Origin of the sequence: Pseudomonas sp. HOU2, assembly GCF_040729435.1 — a bacterium.
In the GTDB taxonomy this organism is placed as follows: Bacteria; Pseudomonadota; Gammaproteobacteria; order Pseudomonadales; family Pseudomonadaceae; genus Aquipseudomonas.
Genome location: NZ_CP160398.1, coordinates 3,034,504 through 3,049,280, shown reverse-complemented (window position 1 = coordinate 3,049,280; position 14,777 = coordinate 3,034,504). Strand labels below are relative to the sequence as shown.

The following is a 14,777-nucleotide window of genomic DNA, read 5'->3' as shown; positions in this document are numbered from 1 at the left end:
GGGCATTTTTTTGTCTGGAATTTGTCATTCAGGTGGTGGCTGAAAGGATTTTTCGTACGGCTTTGGTCGTGTTTACGACAAGCGTTTTTCTGCGGCCAATCGCTTACATCATTGCAGGAATATTAGGGCCTTTGTTTTTTCCCAGAGCGCGCTAGAATGCGCCCCGAACGTGCGGAGAACTGTATGTGGCAACAGACTCTGATAACCCTGCGGGCACGGCCCCGGGGCTTTCATCTGGTAACGGACGAGTTACTCGCCGGCCTGCCTGAACTCAAGGCGTGCCGGATCGGTCTGTTGCATTTGTGGCTGCAGCATACCTCGGCGTCGTTGACCATCAACGAGAACGCCGATCCGGCGGTCCGTCGCGACTTCGAACGATTTTTCAATCGTCTGATCCCACAAGGAACAGACGGCTATGAGCATAACGACGAAGGCCTGGACGACCTCCCGGCGCACTTCAAGGCCAGCGTGCTTGGCTGCCAGATCAGTCTGCCGGTTTCGGCAGGTCGTCTGGCACTGGGAACCTGGCAAGGCGTTTATCTGGGCGAGCACCGTGATCATGGCGGTGCGCGTAAAGTCCTCGCCACCCTGCACGGTGAAGGGGCGTAAACCGTTGGTCACCAGCGGTTACCGATTTTTTTCCGGCGACTTTCGACAGTCGCCAAAGCTGGTCTATAACTAATCTGCTTTTCGCAAGTCATGAGGTAGAACATGAGCGACGATGATCTGGAAAACGACGACCTCGAAGTAGGCGACGAAGACGAGGCCGAGGAAGGCCTGGAAGCAGCAGCGGAAGACGTTGCTGACGACGATGGCGGTGACGATACGCCGGCCCCGGCTGCCAAAGGCAAAGCCAAGGCTGCGGTGTCGGTAGACGAGTTGCCGAGCATCGAAGCCAAGAACAAGGAGCGTGACGCCCTGGCCAAGGCCATGGAAGAATTCCTTGCGCGCGGCGGCAAGGTGCAGGAAGTGGAGGCCAACGTGGTCGCCGATCCGCCCAAGAAGCCGGACAACAAGTACGGCAGCCGCCCTATCTGAGGCGTGCTACCTGCTTGCTGAAAAAGCCCGCCGTCGCTGCGGGCTTTTTCATGCCTGAAACAAAAGCGCTCGTTCACTGCGATATTGTGGCGAGGGAGCTTGCTCCCGCTGGGTCGCGAAGCGACCCCAAAATCTGCAGGCGCAGTTTTTCAGGAATATTGTGTTGGCTGGTTTTACGACTGCTGCGCAGCCGAGCGGGAGCAAGCTCCCTCGCCACAAAAAAAGGTTGTGTGTCAGCTGGAGGTGGCATTCCAGCGGGCGAGCACTGCCGGCAAATCGGTCAGGCTGCGGACCTCCGCATCCGGCAGTCGCTCGGCTTCCCAGACCTTGCCCGTGGGGTTGAACCAGACCGCGCGCATGCCCGCCTGCTGCGCCCCGGCAATGTCATCGCCAGGATGATCGCCAATGTGCACGGCCGCTTCAGCACTCACGCCACCACGCTGCAACGCCTCGTGAAACAAGCGCGCGTCCGGTTTGGCGATGCCGATATCTTCCGCGCACAGCGCAAACTTGAAGTAATCCGCCAGCCCCAACCGGCGCACGTCGGCGTTGCCGTTGGTGACCACGCCGAGGGCGTAATGATTGGCGAGGATTTCCAGGGTCGGTTCGACCTCCGGGAACACTTCGATCTGATGCCGTGCATGCAAAAACACCTCAAAACTCTTGTCCGCCAGCTCGGAAGCTTCGCCATGGGCATAGCCAGCGTCTTCCAGTGCGTGGAACAACACCCGTCGGCGCAAAGCGCTGATGCGATGCTTGAGGCCCGGTTCGCTCGCCAGCACCCGCTCGCGAATCGCCCACAAGTGTTCCACCGGCACCGCACCCAGGTTCGGTGCATGTTCGCTCAGCCATTGGCGCAATACCGCTTCGGCGCTGACGATCACCGGGGCGGTGTCCCACAGGGTGTCGTCGAGGTCGAAGGTGATCAACTGGATGTTCATGAATCGTCGCCTTTGCTGCGTTTGGCCCGTGGGTGGGCGCTGTCGTAGACCGCCGCCAGGTGCTGGAAGTCCAGGTGGGTGTAGATCTGCGTGGTCTTGATGTCCGAGTGGCCGAGCAGTTCCTGCACCGCGCGCAGGTCCTGCGAGGACTCCAGCAAGTGGCTGGCGAAAGAGTGCCGCAGCATGTGCGGGTGCAAGTTCTGCCCCAGCTCGCGCTCGCCGGCCAGTTTCACCCGCACCTGAATCGCCCGTGGGCCGAGGCGCCGACCTCGCTGGCTGACGAATACGGCGTCGTCGGCCGGGTTGGTCATGGCTCGCAGCGGCAGCCATTGCTCCAGTGCTTCGCGCGCCTTTTTGCCGACCGGCAGCAGGCGGGTCTTGCTGCCCTTGCCGAGCACCTGAACCATGCCGTCGGCCAGATCCAGCTGATCGAGATTGAGCCCGGTCAGCTCGGACAGGCGCAGGCCCGAGGAATAGAACAGTTCGAGAATCGCCTGATCACGACGAGCGAGAAAGTCGTCCTCGACCGCACCTTCCAGCAGTTGCAACGCACGGTCAGTGTCGAGGGTTTTTGGCAGGCGCCGTTCACCTTTTGGCGGCGCCAGACCGGTCGCCGGGTCGTGGTCGCACAGACCTTCGCGATTCAGATAGTGATAGAGCCCGCGCACCGCCGAAAGCAATCGGGCGAGACTGCGTGACGACTGACCCTGCGCATGCAGTCGGGCGATCAGGCTGCGTAGACGCTGAATATCCAGCGCCGCCCAACTGCCGATATTCTGCTTGATGCACCAGCCGAGGACTTTATCGAGGTCGCGGCGGTAGGCCGACAGGGTGTGCGGCGACACCTGTCGCTCACTGCGCAAGTGTTCGCAGTAAGCGTCCAGTTGCCGTTCCATGTTCAGCGTACCGAGCGCAGGGAGCTGTTGACCCGTGGCAGCACGCGGCCCATGACTTCGGCGATGTAGCTGAGGAACAGCGTACCGACCGAACTCTTGTAATGCTGCGGATCACGGCTGGCGATTGCGAGAATGCCGTGGATGCCTTGATGGCTGACCGCGACCACCGCTGTGGAGCCGATCTGCTTGCGCTGCTCTTCGCCGAACAGGAAGTCCAGTTCATGTTCACGCAGAGTGCCGCTGACGCTCTTGCCTTCGGTGAGCAGCCCGCCGATCGCGGTTTGCGCGTCGGCGTGGGTGACCCAGCGGCCGACCGGTGCCGGGTTGTCGCCGAGCAGGATCAGGCTGACAAAAGGCACCTGAAAGTCCTGGCGCAGGCTGTCTTCGACGCTGATCACCACATCTTCCAGACTGGCGGCATCCATCAGGGACAGGATCAGGCGACGGGTCTTGTCGAACAGCCGGTCGTTGTCGCGGGCGACGTCCATCAACTGCGAGAGACGATGACGCATCTCGATGTTGCGGTCGCGCAGGATGCTCATCTGCCGCTCGACCAGCGATACGGTGTCACCGCGCTGATGAGGAATGCGCATGGCAGGCAGCAGTTCTTCGTGCTCGACGAAGAAGTCCGGATGAGCCTCCAGGTATGCGGCAACCGCTGCCGCCTCCAGGCTCTCGGACGCGGATTCGTCGGACTGTCGGGCGGGTACCTGAGGCTTATCGGTCATGGCTTCTGCTCACTCAAAGACGCACTTGTCCTTCGTATACACGCACTGCCGGGCCGGTCATCAGCACCGGGTGGCCAGGGCCTGCCCATTCAATGGACAGACGCCCGCCGGGCAGGTCGATCAACAGCGGCGAATCCATCCACCCCTGGCTGATGGCCGCGACAGCCGCGGCGCAAGCGCCGGTGCCGCAGGCCTGGGTTTCCCCGGCGCCGCGTTCCCAGACGCGCAACTGCGCGCGGTTGCGGTCGATGACCTGGATGAAACCGACATTGACCCGTGCCGGGAAGCGCGGGTGGTGTTCGATTTTCGGCCCCAGTTCATGCACCGGTGCGTTGTTGATGTCCTGCACGCGCAATACGGCGTGCGGGTTGCCCATGGACACGGCGGCCAGTTCGACCGTGGTGCCGTCGACTTCCAACTGATAGCTGCTGGCCTGCGCCGGCGCGTCGAACGGAATGTCCGCCGGCACCAGACGCGGCGCGCCCATGTTCACCCCGATCTGGCCGTCGTTACGCACGTCCAGCTCGATGATGCCGCCCTTGGTCTCGACGCGAATCTGCCGCTTGGCGGTCAGGCGCTTGTCCAGAACGAAGCGGGCGAAGCAGCGTGCACCGTTGCCGCACTGTTCCACTTCCGAGCCATCGGAGTTGAAGATCCGGTAGCGGAAATCCACGTCCGGGTTGCTCGGCGCTTCGACAATCAGCAACTGGTCGAAACCGATACCGGTGTGCCGGTCGCCCCATTGCTTGGCGTGCTTGGGCTGAATATGCGCGTGCTGGCTGACCAGGTCGAGAACCATGAAGTCATTGCCCAGGCCGTGCATTTTGGTAAAACGCAGCAGCATGGGTTACTCCGGCAGCAGGCTTTCGCCGGCAAACAGCTCGGCCACGGTTTCGCGGCGGCGCACTTCAAAAACCTGATCACCGTCTACCAACACTTCAGCGGCACGGCCACGGGTGTTGTAGTTGGAACTCATCACGAAGCCGTAGGCACCGGCCGAATGCACGGCCAGCAGGTCGCCTTCTTCCAGCGCCAGCTCACGATCCTTGGCGAGGAAATCGCCGGTTTCGCAGATCGGGCCGACGATGTCGTATTTGCGCGCAGCGGAGTCACGCGGTTTGATCGCAGTGACGTCCATCCAGGCCTGATACAGCGCCGGGCGGATCAGGTCGTTCATCGCCGCGTCGACGATGGCGAAATCCTTGTGTTCGGTGTGCTTGAGGTACTCGACCTGGGTCAGCAGCACGCCGGCGTTGGCGACGATGAAGCGGCCCGGTTCGAACACCAGCGCCAGGTCACGCCCGTTCAGACGCTCACGCACGGCCTTGATGTAGTCGCCGGCCAATGGCGGCTCTTCATCGCGATAGCGCACGCCCAGGCCACCACCGAGATCGATGTGGCGCAGGTGGATGCCGCAATCGCCGAGGCGGTCGACCAGATCCAGCAGACGGTCGAGGGCGTCGAGGAATGGTGGCAGGCTGGTCAGTTGCGAGCCGATGTGGCAGTCGACACCAATCACTTCGAGGTTCGGCAGGTGCGCGGCACGCACATACACGTCTTCGGCGTCGGCAATGGCGATGCCGAACTTGTTCTCTTTGAGACCGGTGGAAATGTACGGGTGGGTGCCGGCGTCGACGTCCGGGTTCACGCGCAACGAGATCGGCGCGCGAACGCCCAGCTCGGCAGCCACGACTTGCAGGCGCTCGAGTTCGTCAGTGGATTCGACGTTGAAGCAGTGCACGCCGACTTCCAGCGCGCGACGCATGTCGTCACGGGTCTTGCCGACGCCGGAGAACACGATCTTGTCGGCACTGCCGCCAGCGGCCAGTACACGTTCCAGTTCGCCACGGGAAACGATATCGAAACCGGCGCCGAGACGGGCCAGGACATTCAGCACGCCGAGGTTGGAGTTGGCCTTGACGGCGTAGCAGACCAGGTGCGGCATGCCGGCCAGGGCATCGGCGTAGGCCAGATACTGGGCTTCGATGTGTGCGCGCGAATAAACATAGGTGGGCGTGCCGAAGCGGTCGGCGATGGCGGACAGCGCCACACCTTCCGCGAACAGCTCCCCGCCACGGTAGTTAAAAGCGTCCATGGCGATCCCTTATTGGTAAACGTCGTGCTTGTGAGCTTTGGACGGCTGCTTCTGCGAAGACTGGGCTTGCTCGGCCGGGTCCTGATCGTCATCCGGCAGGTACAGCGGGCCTTTTTGACCACAGGCCGAAACGAGGCAGGCAACCGCGACGAGCGCAGCAAGGGAAGAGATCAGGCGCTTCATGGCGAAATCCTTGAAAATGCGTTAATTGCGCCGGAGTATACCGGCCACCCGGCAGCTTGCCTATGCGAGGGGGTTTCCGTCCGGCGGGGCTCCCTGAATACGCCTGGAGCCTTGTGGGAGCGAGCCTGCTCGCGAAGAGGCCGGCACATCCGATATGTTTACTGCCAGACACACCGCTATTCGCGAGCAGGCTCGCTCCCACAGGGTTCGGTGTTGATGGGCGGGCAGGCCCTTGGTCGTTATCCTTTGCAATCGGCCGGCAGCGTCCGTATCTTGCGGCGCTTGAGCCTGATCAGACATTTTTTGAGGTTGCCACAATGAGTTTGTCCGAAGCGCGTTTCCACGATCTGGTCGATGCCACCCAGCAGGCGTTGGAAGAGTTGCTGGAGGATCATGCCGACGATATCGAGATCACGGCCGGCATGATGACCATCAAGTTCGATAACGGCAGCCAGTTGATCATCAGTCGCCAGGAGCCGCTGCGTCAGCTGTGGCTGGCAGCGCGTTCCGGTGGATTCCATTTCGACTACGACGAAGAGTCGGGCAAATGGAGTTGCGAGAAGTCCGAAGAGTTGCTCGGTGAAGTGCTGGCTCGTTGTGTCCAGGACCAGGCCGGCCTCGAGCTGGATTTCGAAGAGATCTGATCGTGACCGAGGTTGCCCCGCGCCCACCCAAACCGCTCTACAGCAACGTCAGCCCCGCGGTGCCGTCGCCGTGCACCGGCGTGTGTCGGCTGGACGAGCAGAAGGTCTGCCTCGGTTGTGCGCGGCATGTCGAGGATATTCGCGAGTGGCGCTCGGCGGACGATCAACGCCGCCGGATCATCTGCCAGCAGGCTGCCGCACGAAAATCACATGCCTGATCCGATTAGTGGCGAGGGAGCTTGCTCCCGCTCGGCTGCGCAGCAGTCGTAGGAATTTCAGGGCCGCTACGCGCCCCAGCGGGAGCAAGCTCCCTCGCCACAAGGCGTCTCCTCCGGTCTGGAAGGTGACTTGTATATTTTTTGAGCTGTGATAGTGTCCGAACACGCCTCAACCCATCGAGGCCTGGTGAAAACCCCGTCTTTTTTGGCGGGGTTTTGCTTTTTTTGTGTGCAGAAGAAAGGAGTCTGCCCGGATCATGACCGCACCTTCCATCACCCTTACCCGTCTGGACGTGCAACGTCTGGAGCGCTTGATCGACAACCTGAATGAGAAAGACCAGGCTGCGCCGGGCGTGATCGCGCTGCAAACCGAACTGGACCGCGCCGATACACTGGTCGGCCACGATGAAGTGCCCGCCGATGTCGTGACCATGAATTCTCGCGTGCACTGCCGCGAAGAAGGCAGTGGCAAGGATTACCACCTGACGCTGGTCTATCCCAAGGACGCCAACGCCGACGAGGGCAAGATCTCGATCCTCGCACCGGTCGGCAGCGCGCTGCTGGGCCTGAAGGTCGGTCAGCACATCGACTGGCCGGCGCCCGGCGGCAAGACCCTGAAACTGACCTTGCTGGAAGTCGAATCGCAGCCGGCCAACGGCGGTGAATTCCGCGAGTGACCCCGCCTCAGACCTGTTCGAGCGCCTCGTTCAGGGCGCGCTCCAGGTCGGCCTTGTAGCGCAGATACAAATTGCTTGAACTCTGACCATCACCGAGCAGGCCCGAGAGGTCCAGGTCGGTGATGTAGCAGCGATAGCGCTCGGTCTCGCGGCGCTGCTCGACGATTTCCCGGGCGACCACGTGGAACAGCTGATCGCCATGTTCCAGCTCGCTGAATTCTCGTTGATTGCAATACAAGGTGACTTGCACCTCGCCCGGTGCCGCTTTGCCGACGATCGCTTGCACGTCGTAGAACGGTTTGTTGACCGGTGTCTGCGGCGCCGGCCGTGCTTCGACCCGTCGCGCGCGCCCCGGGCCAGAAGGCAATAACTGGTAATACAAGGTGTCGAGGCTGACCGCCGGGCTGCCGTCCATCGGCAACAGCGCTTCACGTCGGTACTGGATCGATTGCAGGAAACGTTGCAGCGGCACCAGCAGGCTCTGTTCGTCGTGATACGGCAGATGCTGTTGCCACAGCGCGTTGAACTCATCCAGCACGTACAGTTCGGCCTGCTGCTCGCTGATCCGGTAGAACACCTGAATCGATTCCGGCTGGCCCATCGGCAGGATCAGCGCGAGATCGTGATCCTCCAGTGCCATCGGATCCAGGTGCAGCGGACTGTAGCGCGGCTGTTCTTCGCCCAGATAATCGAGCAATGCCGGCAGCGTGGCGAGAGCGACATGGTTGACCTGTCCCGGCACCAGTTCCAGCACGTGATAGTGCTGTTGCACCTGAATCAGGTAGCGGTGATTGAGCTCGCTGAGCAGCAGGTTCTGCGCCGTGTCGACGATTTCTTCGACGCGCCGGGCAATGAACTGTGCGCGGTTGTGGCAGAAGCAGCGCACTTTCAATGACGGCTGCTGCGGGCCGCGCGGCAGGTTGTTGAGGTAGTCGCGCAGGCAATCGAGCAATGCGTGGGGGCCATCGAAACGGTTGACCAGCACCTCGTTCCAGCTGTTGAGCGTGACCTGATCGAGGGTCAGCACAAGGTTTTCGCGCACCCCGGCGTAACTCAGCGAGTCAGTACGCTCGGTGGTCATCAGGATATTCAGGTCGCGGTGATGCTTGAGCGGATCGACGCCAACGTTGACCAGCATCAGCACTTCGCTCGGCACGGCGGCGCGCAGCAGCGGTTCTTCGGCGACGGTCGGCAAGGGCAGGGCGATGCATTGCTGCAGGCTGCCGAGCAGGTTGAACAGCTCGAACTCGCTCATGTCGCTGGTGCCGGGATGCAGCGCCAGACGGGTGCTGCTGTCGATCACACCGTTGCGATGGCACCAGGTCAGCAGTTCGAGCAGCTCGCGGCTGCGCTTGATCGGCGCGAAGTGCTCCCACTCCAGCGCGTTGAGGCTGCCGTTATACAAACCCCACTGGGTTTGCCCGGGCTCTTTCTTGTTCGGCGACTGCACCAGGGTCAGGGTGTCTTCGGCCAGATCCGGGGCGATGCCGGGATTGATGAATTCGACCTTGTCGGCCTTGCGCTCGAACGCGGCGTATAACCGTCGACCGAGTACGTTCAGATCACGCTTGTTGATCAGGCTGACGGTCTGTTCGCTGCGGGCAAACTGGGTCAGGAAGCGATAGCTGTAATTGAGTTCGTTGACCAAGGCGCGGCGTTCGGCACTGACCTGACGGACTTTCCACTGACTGCGACTGTCGAGCAAAGCCAGTTGGCGCTGATCCCAATGCCATTCGCTGGCCAGACGTTCCAATAGCGAACGCTGCCAGCCCTGGCTGCGGCTGTTGCCGGTGAGCTTGCGGTTGACCTTCAGGTACAGCGCGCGACGCACCAGCTCCAGGCGCTCCGGCTCGTTGCGGGCGCTGAGGTATTCCTCGATGCGTCGGTACACCACCATGTACGGATCGAGCTCATCCAGATCCAGCTGATTGGCGAACACAGCCTGCTTGTAGCGCAGGCTCAGGCACTGCACGTTCGGGTGTTCGCTGGCGTAGACCTCGGTCAGCAACAGCTTGAGCACCGACTTGTAGGGCGACTCGATGCCCTTGAACAGCTGCCACAGGCCGGCGCCGATGAACTCGCCCGGCGGAATCGTCGCCAGATGCCCGAGATCAAGCGTCTCGTCGGCTCGAATGAAGCGCTTGGACAACAAGGTGTGGGTGTACAGGTCGTAAGCGCGTTCTTCGTAGACCGGCACCAGCCACCAGATCGGCGTGCGCCCGGCCAGCCAGATCGCGGTGCGATAAAACTCGTCCAGCAACAGATAGTGCTGAGTGCTGCCGCAGTTTTCGGAACTGAGCTGGGTGTCGCGTTCGCCTTTGACGAAGCGCACCGGGTCGATCAGAAAGAAATGCGCCTCGGCGCCTTGGGTCGCGGCCCAGGCCTCGAGCAGCTGACATTTCTTGCTCAGTTCCGCCAGTTCGCTGTCCGTCAGGTCTGGCGCATGGCAGACCCACACGTCCATGTCGCTCTGATCGGCCTGAGCCAGGGTGCCAAGGCTGCCCATCAGGAACAAACCGTGAATCGGCCGTGGCGGGTTGCTGCCGTGGCGTGGCTTGTAGGAGAACGAGCGGGTCAGGCGCTGCGCTTCGGCCAGCGCATTGGCGTCCGGTTCGTAATTGGACAGCCCGGCTGGCGTGCTGCCCGAGACATAACCCGGCAGCAGCGGGTGATTGACGTGGAAGAACAGTGGCAGCAGGGTCAATACGCCTTGCTGGCGGGTCGACAAGCCTTCAAGTGCCCGGCCGAGCCGGCCTTCATTGAGTTTGAGAAAACGCGCACGCAACTGGCTGAGTACCTTGCGGTCGATGCCTTCATCCAGGTCGGGGCGGATTTCGTGGGTGCGCGTCATGTCAGCTCAAACCGGCTCGCAGGCCGGACGAATAAGGTCTCGGAATGGGAGGCAGTTTAGCCTTTGCGCAGCGGGACTTTTAAGCTGAATTTGTTTTTTGACGTCAGATTTTTAGCAGTGGTGCCAGGTGGGCCCGCGGAAATCCCGTGGCAGGAGTTCCCGTGGGCAAAGACGGGAAAAATCAGGCGGTTGCCTGCTCTCTCAGAATGGTCAGCACGGTTTGCACATTTTGCGCGGCATCGCGACCCAGGCTGGTCAGGTACCCGCCATCAGGCTGGTCGGTGAGTTCTTTCTCGAAGAGGCGTTTGGCGGCGGCGATATGTTTCGGGGCAGCGGTCTGATGAATTTTCAAACCTTCCTGGGAACTGTCCAGGTTGAAGAGTGCGAGGACTTCCAGTTCGGCAACCAACTCAGGGGTAAGCGACATAAGGACTCCAGACTTTCTAGGAATTGGACGACAGCGCCCCTAAGGTGAACCCGCTTTTGCGGCATGTCCAGTGCCGGAAACAGGCTTTTGCCTTGGAATGCTGTCTGTGGCGAGGGAGCTTGCTCCCGTTGGGGCGCGTAGCGGCCCCAAAATCTTGACGACTGCTACGCAGCCGAGCGGGAGCAAGCTCCCTCGCCACAGAGTCTAGTCTGGAAAATTTGCGTTACTGCTTTTCCGGTGGCAACTCAGGCAACGCACGCAGCGCGGTTTCATACCACTGGGTATCGAACGCCCGGTCTTCATCGAGCATCGCGTCAATCTCGTAGGCGAGCACGTGCGCCATCAGATTGAGGATCTCTTCACGCTCGACACCCACCAGGGTCAGCTTGTTGAAGGTCGCCTTGGCCGCTGGCGGGTTGTCGCTTTCGATCTGGTTCTCGATGGCTTCGATCAACGTCGCCTCGGTGAACTCTTCTTCGTCGTTGTCGATGTCTGTCGGCTCGCTCATGGCAGGCTCCTCAAGGAAAGGCGCCAGTTTACCCGCATTCAGCGGCGTGATGCTGCTGGCAGGATCGTGGCGGGCGATCTATAAACAGTGACTGCCCACCCCGCACGGCCTGGAGGCTATGTGATGTTCAAACTCTACGGATTCGCTGTCAGCAACTACTACAACATGGTCAAACTCGCGCTGCTGGAGAAGGGCCTGGCGTTCGAAGAGGTCACCTTCTACCCGACGCCGACCCCGGAATCGCTGGCGATCAGCCCGCGCGGCAAAGTGCCGGTGCTGGGCGTCGAAGCGGGGTTCATCAACGAAACCGCGATCATCCTCGAATACCTCGAACAGACCCAGAAAGGCACACCGCTGCTGCCGAGCGATCCATTCGAGCGTGCGCAGGTATTGGCGATTGCCAAGGAAATCGAGTTGTACATTGAGCTGCCGGGGCGCGCCTGTTATGGCGAAGCGTTCTTTGGCTCGCCTGTACCGGAGGCGATCAAGGAGAAAACCAAAGCCGAGCTGCTGCTGGGTTTCGCGGCACTGGGTCGCCACGGCAGATTCGCCCCGTACGTGGCGGGCGACAGCCTGAGCATCGCGGATCTGTACTTCCTGTACAGCGTGCCGCTGGCCTGTGCGGTCGGGCAGAAGCTGTTCGGGATCGACTTGCTGGCAGAGATGCCGAAAGCCAAGGCGCTGCTGGAGCGGCTTGAGCAGAATCCGCATGTGCAGAAGATTGCAGCGGACAAAGAGGCGGCGATGCCGGCGTTTTTGGCGATGATCGCTGCCAAGAAGTGAGTATTGTGGCGTTTGTAAATAGGTAATCGCTGGCAAGCCAGCTCCCACAGGTCTTTGGGTCGAACGCAAAATTGTGTTCCAACAAAGAACCCTGTGGGAGCTGGCTTGCCAGCGATGCTTTTAGCGGCTGGCGATCAGGGCCTGACCGCGAACCACAGCGGCCTTGACCTGCGCCGGCGCAGTCCCGCCGATGTGGTCACGGGCGTTCACCGATCCTTCCAGGGTCAGCACGGCAAACACGTCCTGCTCGATCTGGTCGCTGAACTGACGCAGTTCTTCCAGGCTCATCTCGGCCAGATCCTTGCCAGTGTCCACGCCGTATTTCACCGCGTGACCGACGATTTCGTGGCAGTCACGGAACGGCAGGCCACGGCGTACCAGGTAGTCCGCCAGGTCGGTCGCGGTGGAGAAACCGCGCAGCGCCGCTTCACGCATGATCGCGTGTTTCGGTTTGATCGCCGGGATCATGTCGGCAAACGCCCGCAGCGAATCGCGCAGGGTGTCGGCGGCGTCGAACAGCGGCTCTTTGTCTTCCTGGTTGTCCTTGTTGTAGGCCAGTGGCTGGCCCTTCATCAGGGTCAGCAGGCCCATCAGTGCGCCGAATACGCGGCCGGTCTTGCCGCGTACCAGCTCCGGCACATCCGGGTTTTTCTTTTGCGGCATGATCGAGCTGCCGGTGCAGAAGCGGTCCGGCAGATCGATGAACTGGAACTGCGCGCTGGTCCACAGCACCAGCTCTTCGGAGAAGCGCGACAGGTGCATCATCGCGATGCTCGCGGCCGAGCAGAATTCGATGGCGAAGTCGCGATCGGAAACATTGTCCAGCGAGTTGCCGCCGACGGCGTCGAAGCCCAGCAGTTGTGCGGTGTATTCGCGGTCGATCGGGTAGGTGGTGCCGGCCAGCGCGGCGCTGCCCAGTGGCATGCGGTTGGTGCGCTTGCGGCAGTCGACCAGACGCTCGTAGTCGCGGCTGAGCATTTCGAACCACGCCAGCATGTGGTGGCCGAAGGTCACTGGCTGAGCAGTTTGCAGGTGAGTGAAGCCGGGCATGATGCTCGCGGCTTCGCGCTCGGCCTGCTCCAGCAGGCCTTTTTGCAGGCGGGTGATCTCGGCCAGGATCAGGTCGATTTCGTCACGCAGCCACAGACGGATGTCGGTGGCGACCTGGTCGTTGCGGCTGCGCCCGGTGTGCAGTTTCTTGCCGGTGATGCCGATGCGATCGGTCAGGCGCGCTTCGATGTTCATGTGCACGTCTTCGAGGTCGACGCGCCAGTCGAACTGGCCGGCCTCGATTTCGCCCTGAATGGTTTTCAGGCCGTCGATGATGCTGTCGCGCTCGGCATCGGTCAGCACGCCGACCTTGGCCAGCATGGTGGCGTGGGCGATCGAGCCCATGATGTCGTGGCGATACAGGCGCTGGTCGAAAGTGACGGAGGCGGTGAAGCGGGCGACGAAGGCGTCGACGGGTTCACTGAAGCGGCCGCCCCAGGACTGATTGGTCTTGTCAGTGCTCATGAATTCGCTCGTATCGGCTTGAAGAAAGAAGGCGTGAAACGCTGGCGCGGATAATAACAGGGTTGCCAATCCTGTCGCTGACACCGGTCGATACGTTTTTTTCTCATCTGCTCATTCATAGTCGGCGCTGTCTGCGGGGGATTTGCGCAAGGATATTTTTCGATTGAGCAATATCGGCCCGGCAAGCGTCTACAGTTGGACATAAGGGTCGGCGCGACTGCGGATCGCGCAAAGGTCTTGACGCCGACTATAAGAAGAGGGGGTGGGTGGTTTTGTCCTTTGGCATACCCCGTGAAAAACGCAGGAAACAGCGGGCTTTGAGCAGTACGACCCGGACACTGGCAAATATTGCTGGCCGACGTACGGCACTTTTTGGCGCTCGGGCTAGTCTTAGCGTGGATCGCGGTGACGGACGTCACTTCACCTGTCTACGCTATCCTTGTGCGAGACTCACGCAGGAATCCAGCGCAATATGAATGTCCTGATCGTTGATGACGAACCACTGGCTCGCGAGCGCCTAAGCCGAATGGTAAGCGAGCTCGAGGGTTATACAGTCCTGGAGCCCAGCGCCACGAATGGCGAAGAGGCGTTGGCGCTGATCGACAGCCACAAGCCGGATATCGTGCTGCTCGATATCCGCATGCCGGGCCTCGATGGCCTGCAGGTCGCTGCCCGTCTGTGCGAGCGCGAAACGCCACCGGCCGTGGTGTTTTGCACCGGCCCCGATGAATTTGCCGTGGAAGCCCTGCAGGCCAGCGCCGTGGGCTATGTGGTGAAACCCGTGCGAACCGAACATCTGCATGACGCCCTGAAACGGGCTGAACGTCCCAACCGGGCGCAACTCTCGGCCCTGACCCGTCCCGCCGCCGAAAGCGGTAACGGCCCGCGCAGTCATATTAGCGCCCGTACCCGCAAAGGGATCGAGCTGATCCCGCTGGATCAGGTGGTCTATTTCATTGCCGACCACAAGTACGTGACCTTGCGCCATGAAAGCGGCGAAGTGCTGCTGGACGAACCGCTAAAAGCCCTCGAAGATGAATTCGGCGAGCGTTTTGTGCGCATCCACCGCAACGCGCTGGTCGCCCGCGACCGCATCGAGCGTCTGCAACGCACACCGCTGGGGCATTTCCAGCTGTTCCTCAAAGGCCTCAATGGTGATGCGCTGATCGTCAGCCGTCGGCATGTGGCCGGTGTGCGCAAGATGATGCAGGGCCTCTGACCCGGTCTTCGCGCACGGTTTCACTTTCTTTTGCCGGGCATCGCAGGCCAGGGA

The 14,777-nt window shown here is 61.3% G+C and carries 17 protein-coding genes; 7 read left to right on the top strand and 10 right to left on the bottom strand.

The window, feature by feature from the left end:
- The first annotated feature begins 183 nt into the window (after positions 1-183).
- Entirely contained in the window at positions 184-609 is a 426-nt protein-coding gene (locus ABV589_RS13805; RefSeq protein WP_367082020.1) for a secondary thiamine-phosphate synthase enzyme YjbQ, read from the top strand.
- A gap of 102 nt (positions 610-711) precedes the next feature.
- Positions 712-1,038 carry a transcriptional regulator SutA gene (gene sutA, locus ABV589_RS13800; protein WP_007964546.1) on the top strand — a complete coding sequence of 109 codons (327 nt, stop codon included), beginning with the start codon at positions 712-714 and terminating at the stop codon, positions 1,036-1,038.
- A gap of 233 nt (positions 1,039-1,271) precedes the next feature.
- On the opposite strand, the gene ABV589_RS13795 is transcribed toward sutA, so the two are convergent.
- Genes ABV589_RS13795 through ABV589_RS13770 form a run of 6 tightly spaced genes read right to left on the bottom strand, consistent with a single transcriptional unit; the run spans position 1,272 to position 5,881 of the window.
- A complete protein-coding gene (locus tag ABV589_RS13795; protein WP_367082018.1) occupies positions 1,272-1,979 on the bottom strand; it encodes an HAD-IA family hydrolase in 708 nt (235 codons plus the stop codon).
- A complete protein-coding gene (gene xerC, locus ABV589_RS13790) occupies positions 1,976-2,875 on the bottom strand; it encodes a tyrosine recombinase XerC (protein ID WP_367082016.1) in 900 nt (299 codons plus the stop codon). The genes ABV589_RS13795 and xerC overlap by 4 nt, the downstream gene beginning before the upstream one ends.
- A gap of 2 nt (positions 2,876-2,877) precedes the next feature.
- Positions 2,878-3,603: a DUF484 family protein gene (locus ABV589_RS13785; RefSeq protein ID WP_097089519.1), complete on the bottom strand. Its 726-nt coding sequence runs from the start codon at positions 3,601-3,603 to the stop codon at positions 2,878-2,880.
- A gap of 13 nt (positions 3,604-3,616) precedes the next feature.
- Positions 3,617-4,447, bottom strand: a complete 831-nt coding sequence (gene dapF, locus ABV589_RS13780) for a diaminopimelate epimerase (protein ID WP_027610441.1) — start codon at positions 4,445-4,447, stop codon at positions 3,617-3,619.
- A 3-nt stretch (positions 4,448-4,450) separates the two neighbouring features.
- Positions 4,451-5,698 carry a diaminopimelate decarboxylase gene (gene lysA, locus ABV589_RS13775; protein WP_367082013.1) on the bottom strand — a complete coding sequence of 416 codons (1,248 nt, stop codon included), beginning with the start codon at positions 5,696-5,698 and terminating at the stop codon, positions 4,451-4,453.
- 9 nt (positions 5,699-5,707) lie between these two features.
- Positions 5,708-5,881 (bottom strand): lipoprotein, encoded by a 174-nt coding sequence (locus ABV589_RS13770; RefSeq protein ID WP_007911098.1) that lies wholly within the window; start codon positions 5,879-5,881, stop codon positions 5,708-5,710.
- Between the two features lie 317 nt (positions 5,882-6,198).
- Here ABV589_RS13770 and cyaY point away from each other — a divergent pair, with 317 nt between their 5' ends.
- From cyaY to rnk, 3 genes are all read left to right on the top strand, one after another.
- Positions 6,199-6,525 carry an iron donor protein CyaY gene (cyaY, locus tag ABV589_RS13765; RefSeq protein ID WP_007964535.1) on the top strand — a complete coding sequence of 109 codons (327 nt, stop codon included), beginning with the start codon at positions 6,199-6,201 and terminating at the stop codon, positions 6,523-6,525.
- Positions 6,526-6,527: 2 nt separating this feature from the next.
- Complete coding sequence (locus ABV589_RS13760; protein ID WP_367082010.1) at positions 6,528-6,743, top strand: DUF1289 domain-containing protein; 216 nt, start codon at positions 6,528-6,530, stop codon at positions 6,741-6,743.
- A gap of 257 nt (positions 6,744-7,000) precedes the next feature.
- Complete coding sequence (gene rnk / locus ABV589_RS13755) at positions 7,001-7,420, top strand: nucleoside diphosphate kinase regulator (protein WP_003229397.1); 420 nt, start codon at positions 7,001-7,003, stop codon at positions 7,418-7,420.
- A gap of 7 nt (positions 7,421-7,427) precedes the next feature.
- On the opposite strand, the gene ABV589_RS13750 is transcribed toward rnk, so the two are convergent.
- From ABV589_RS13750 to ABV589_RS13740, 3 genes are all read right to left on the bottom strand, one after another.
- Positions 7,428-10,271 (bottom strand): class I adenylate cyclase, encoded by a 2,844-nt coding sequence (locus tag ABV589_RS13750; protein ID WP_367082008.1) that lies wholly within the window; start codon positions 10,269-10,271, stop codon positions 7,428-7,430.
- A gap of 181 nt (positions 10,272-10,452) precedes the next feature.
- Positions 10,453-10,698, bottom strand: coding sequence for a TIGR02647 family protein (locus ABV589_RS13745; RefSeq protein ID WP_007964531.1), 246 nt, complete (start codon positions 10,696-10,698; stop codon positions 10,453-10,455).
- Positions 10,699-10,921: 223 nt separating this feature from the next.
- Positions 10,922-11,206 (bottom strand): hypothetical protein, encoded by a 285-nt coding sequence (locus ABV589_RS13740; RefSeq protein ID WP_367082007.1) that lies wholly within the window; start codon positions 11,204-11,206, stop codon positions 10,922-10,924.
- A 123-nt stretch (positions 11,207-11,329) separates the two neighbouring features.
- Here ABV589_RS13740 and ABV589_RS13735 point away from each other — a divergent pair, with 123 nt between their 5' ends.
- Positions 11,330-11,989 carry a glutathione S-transferase gene (locus tag ABV589_RS13735; RefSeq protein WP_367082005.1) on the top strand — a complete coding sequence of 220 codons (660 nt, stop codon included), beginning with the start codon at positions 11,330-11,332 and terminating at the stop codon, positions 11,987-11,989.
- Positions 11,990-12,109: 120 nt separating this feature from the next.
- On the opposite strand, the gene argH is transcribed toward ABV589_RS13735, so the two are convergent.
- On the bottom strand, positions 12,110-13,504 hold the full coding sequence (gene argH / locus ABV589_RS13730) for an argininosuccinate lyase (protein ID WP_027610449.1): 1,395 nt from the start codon (positions 13,502-13,504) through the stop codon (positions 12,110-12,112).
- Positions 13,505-13,976: 472 nt separating this feature from the next.
- Here argH and ABV589_RS13725 point away from each other — a divergent pair, with 472 nt between their 5' ends.
- Positions 13,977-14,723, top strand: a complete 747-nt coding sequence (locus ABV589_RS13725; protein WP_003229385.1) for a LytTR family DNA-binding domain-containing protein — start codon at positions 13,977-13,979, stop codon at positions 14,721-14,723.
- The last annotated feature ends 54 nt before the right edge of the window (positions 14,724-14,777 follow it).

Coding starts and splice junctions, on each gene's coding strand:
- lysA (WP_367082013.1), bottom strand. CDS start 5,698: ATGGACGCTTTTAACTACCGTGGCGGGGAGCTGTTCGCGGAAGGTGTG.
- ABV589_RS13750 (WP_367082008.1), bottom strand. CDS start 10,271: ATGACGCGCACCCACGAAATCCGCCCCGACCTGGATGAAGGCATCGAC.
- ABV589_RS13745 (WP_007964531.1), bottom strand. CDS start 10,698: ATGTCGCTTACCCCTGAGTTGGTTGCCGAACTGGAAGTCCTCGCACTC.
- ABV589_RS13740 (WP_367082007.1), bottom strand. CDS start 11,206: ATGAGCGAGCCGACAGACATCGACAACGACGAAGAAGAGTTCACCGAG.
- ABV589_RS13770 (WP_007911098.1), bottom strand. CDS start 5,881: ATGAAGCGCCTGATCTCTTCCCTTGCTGCGCTCGTCGCGGTTGCCTGC.
- ABV589_RS13785 (WP_097089519.1), bottom strand. CDS start 3,603: ATGACCGATAAGCCTCAGGTACCCGCCCGACAGTCCGACGAATCCGCG.
- ABV589_RS13735 (WP_367082005.1), top strand. CDS start 11,330: ATGTTCAAACTCTACGGATTCGCTGTCAGCAACTACTACAACATGGTC.
- rnk (WP_003229397.1), top strand. CDS start 7,001: ATGACCGCACCTTCCATCACCCTTACCCGTCTGGACGTGCAACGTCTG.
- ABV589_RS13805 (WP_367082020.1), top strand. CDS start 184: ATGTGGCAACAGACTCTGATAACCCTGCGGGCACGGCCCCGGGGCTTT.
- dapF (WP_027610441.1), bottom strand. CDS start 4,447: ATGCTGCTGCGTTTTACCAAAATGCACGGCCTGGGCAATGACTTCATG.
- ABV589_RS13795 (WP_367082018.1), bottom strand. CDS start 1,979: ATGAACATCCAGTTGATCACCTTCGACCTCGACGACACCCTGTGGGAC.
- xerC (WP_367082016.1), bottom strand. CDS start 2,875: ATGGAACGGCAACTGGACGCTTACTGCGAACACTTGCGCAGTGAGCGA.
- cyaY (WP_007964535.1), top strand. CDS start 6,199: ATGAGTTTGTCCGAAGCGCGTTTCCACGATCTGGTCGATGCCACCCAG.
- ABV589_RS13725 (WP_003229385.1), top strand. CDS start 13,977: ATGAATGTCCTGATCGTTGATGACGAACCACTGGCTCGCGAGCGCCTA.
- argH (WP_027610449.1), bottom strand. CDS start 13,504: ATGAGCACTGACAAGACCAATCAGTCCTGGGGCGGCCGCTTCAGTGAA.
- sutA (WP_007964546.1), top strand. CDS start 712: ATGAGCGACGATGATCTGGAAAACGACGACCTCGAAGTAGGCGACGAA.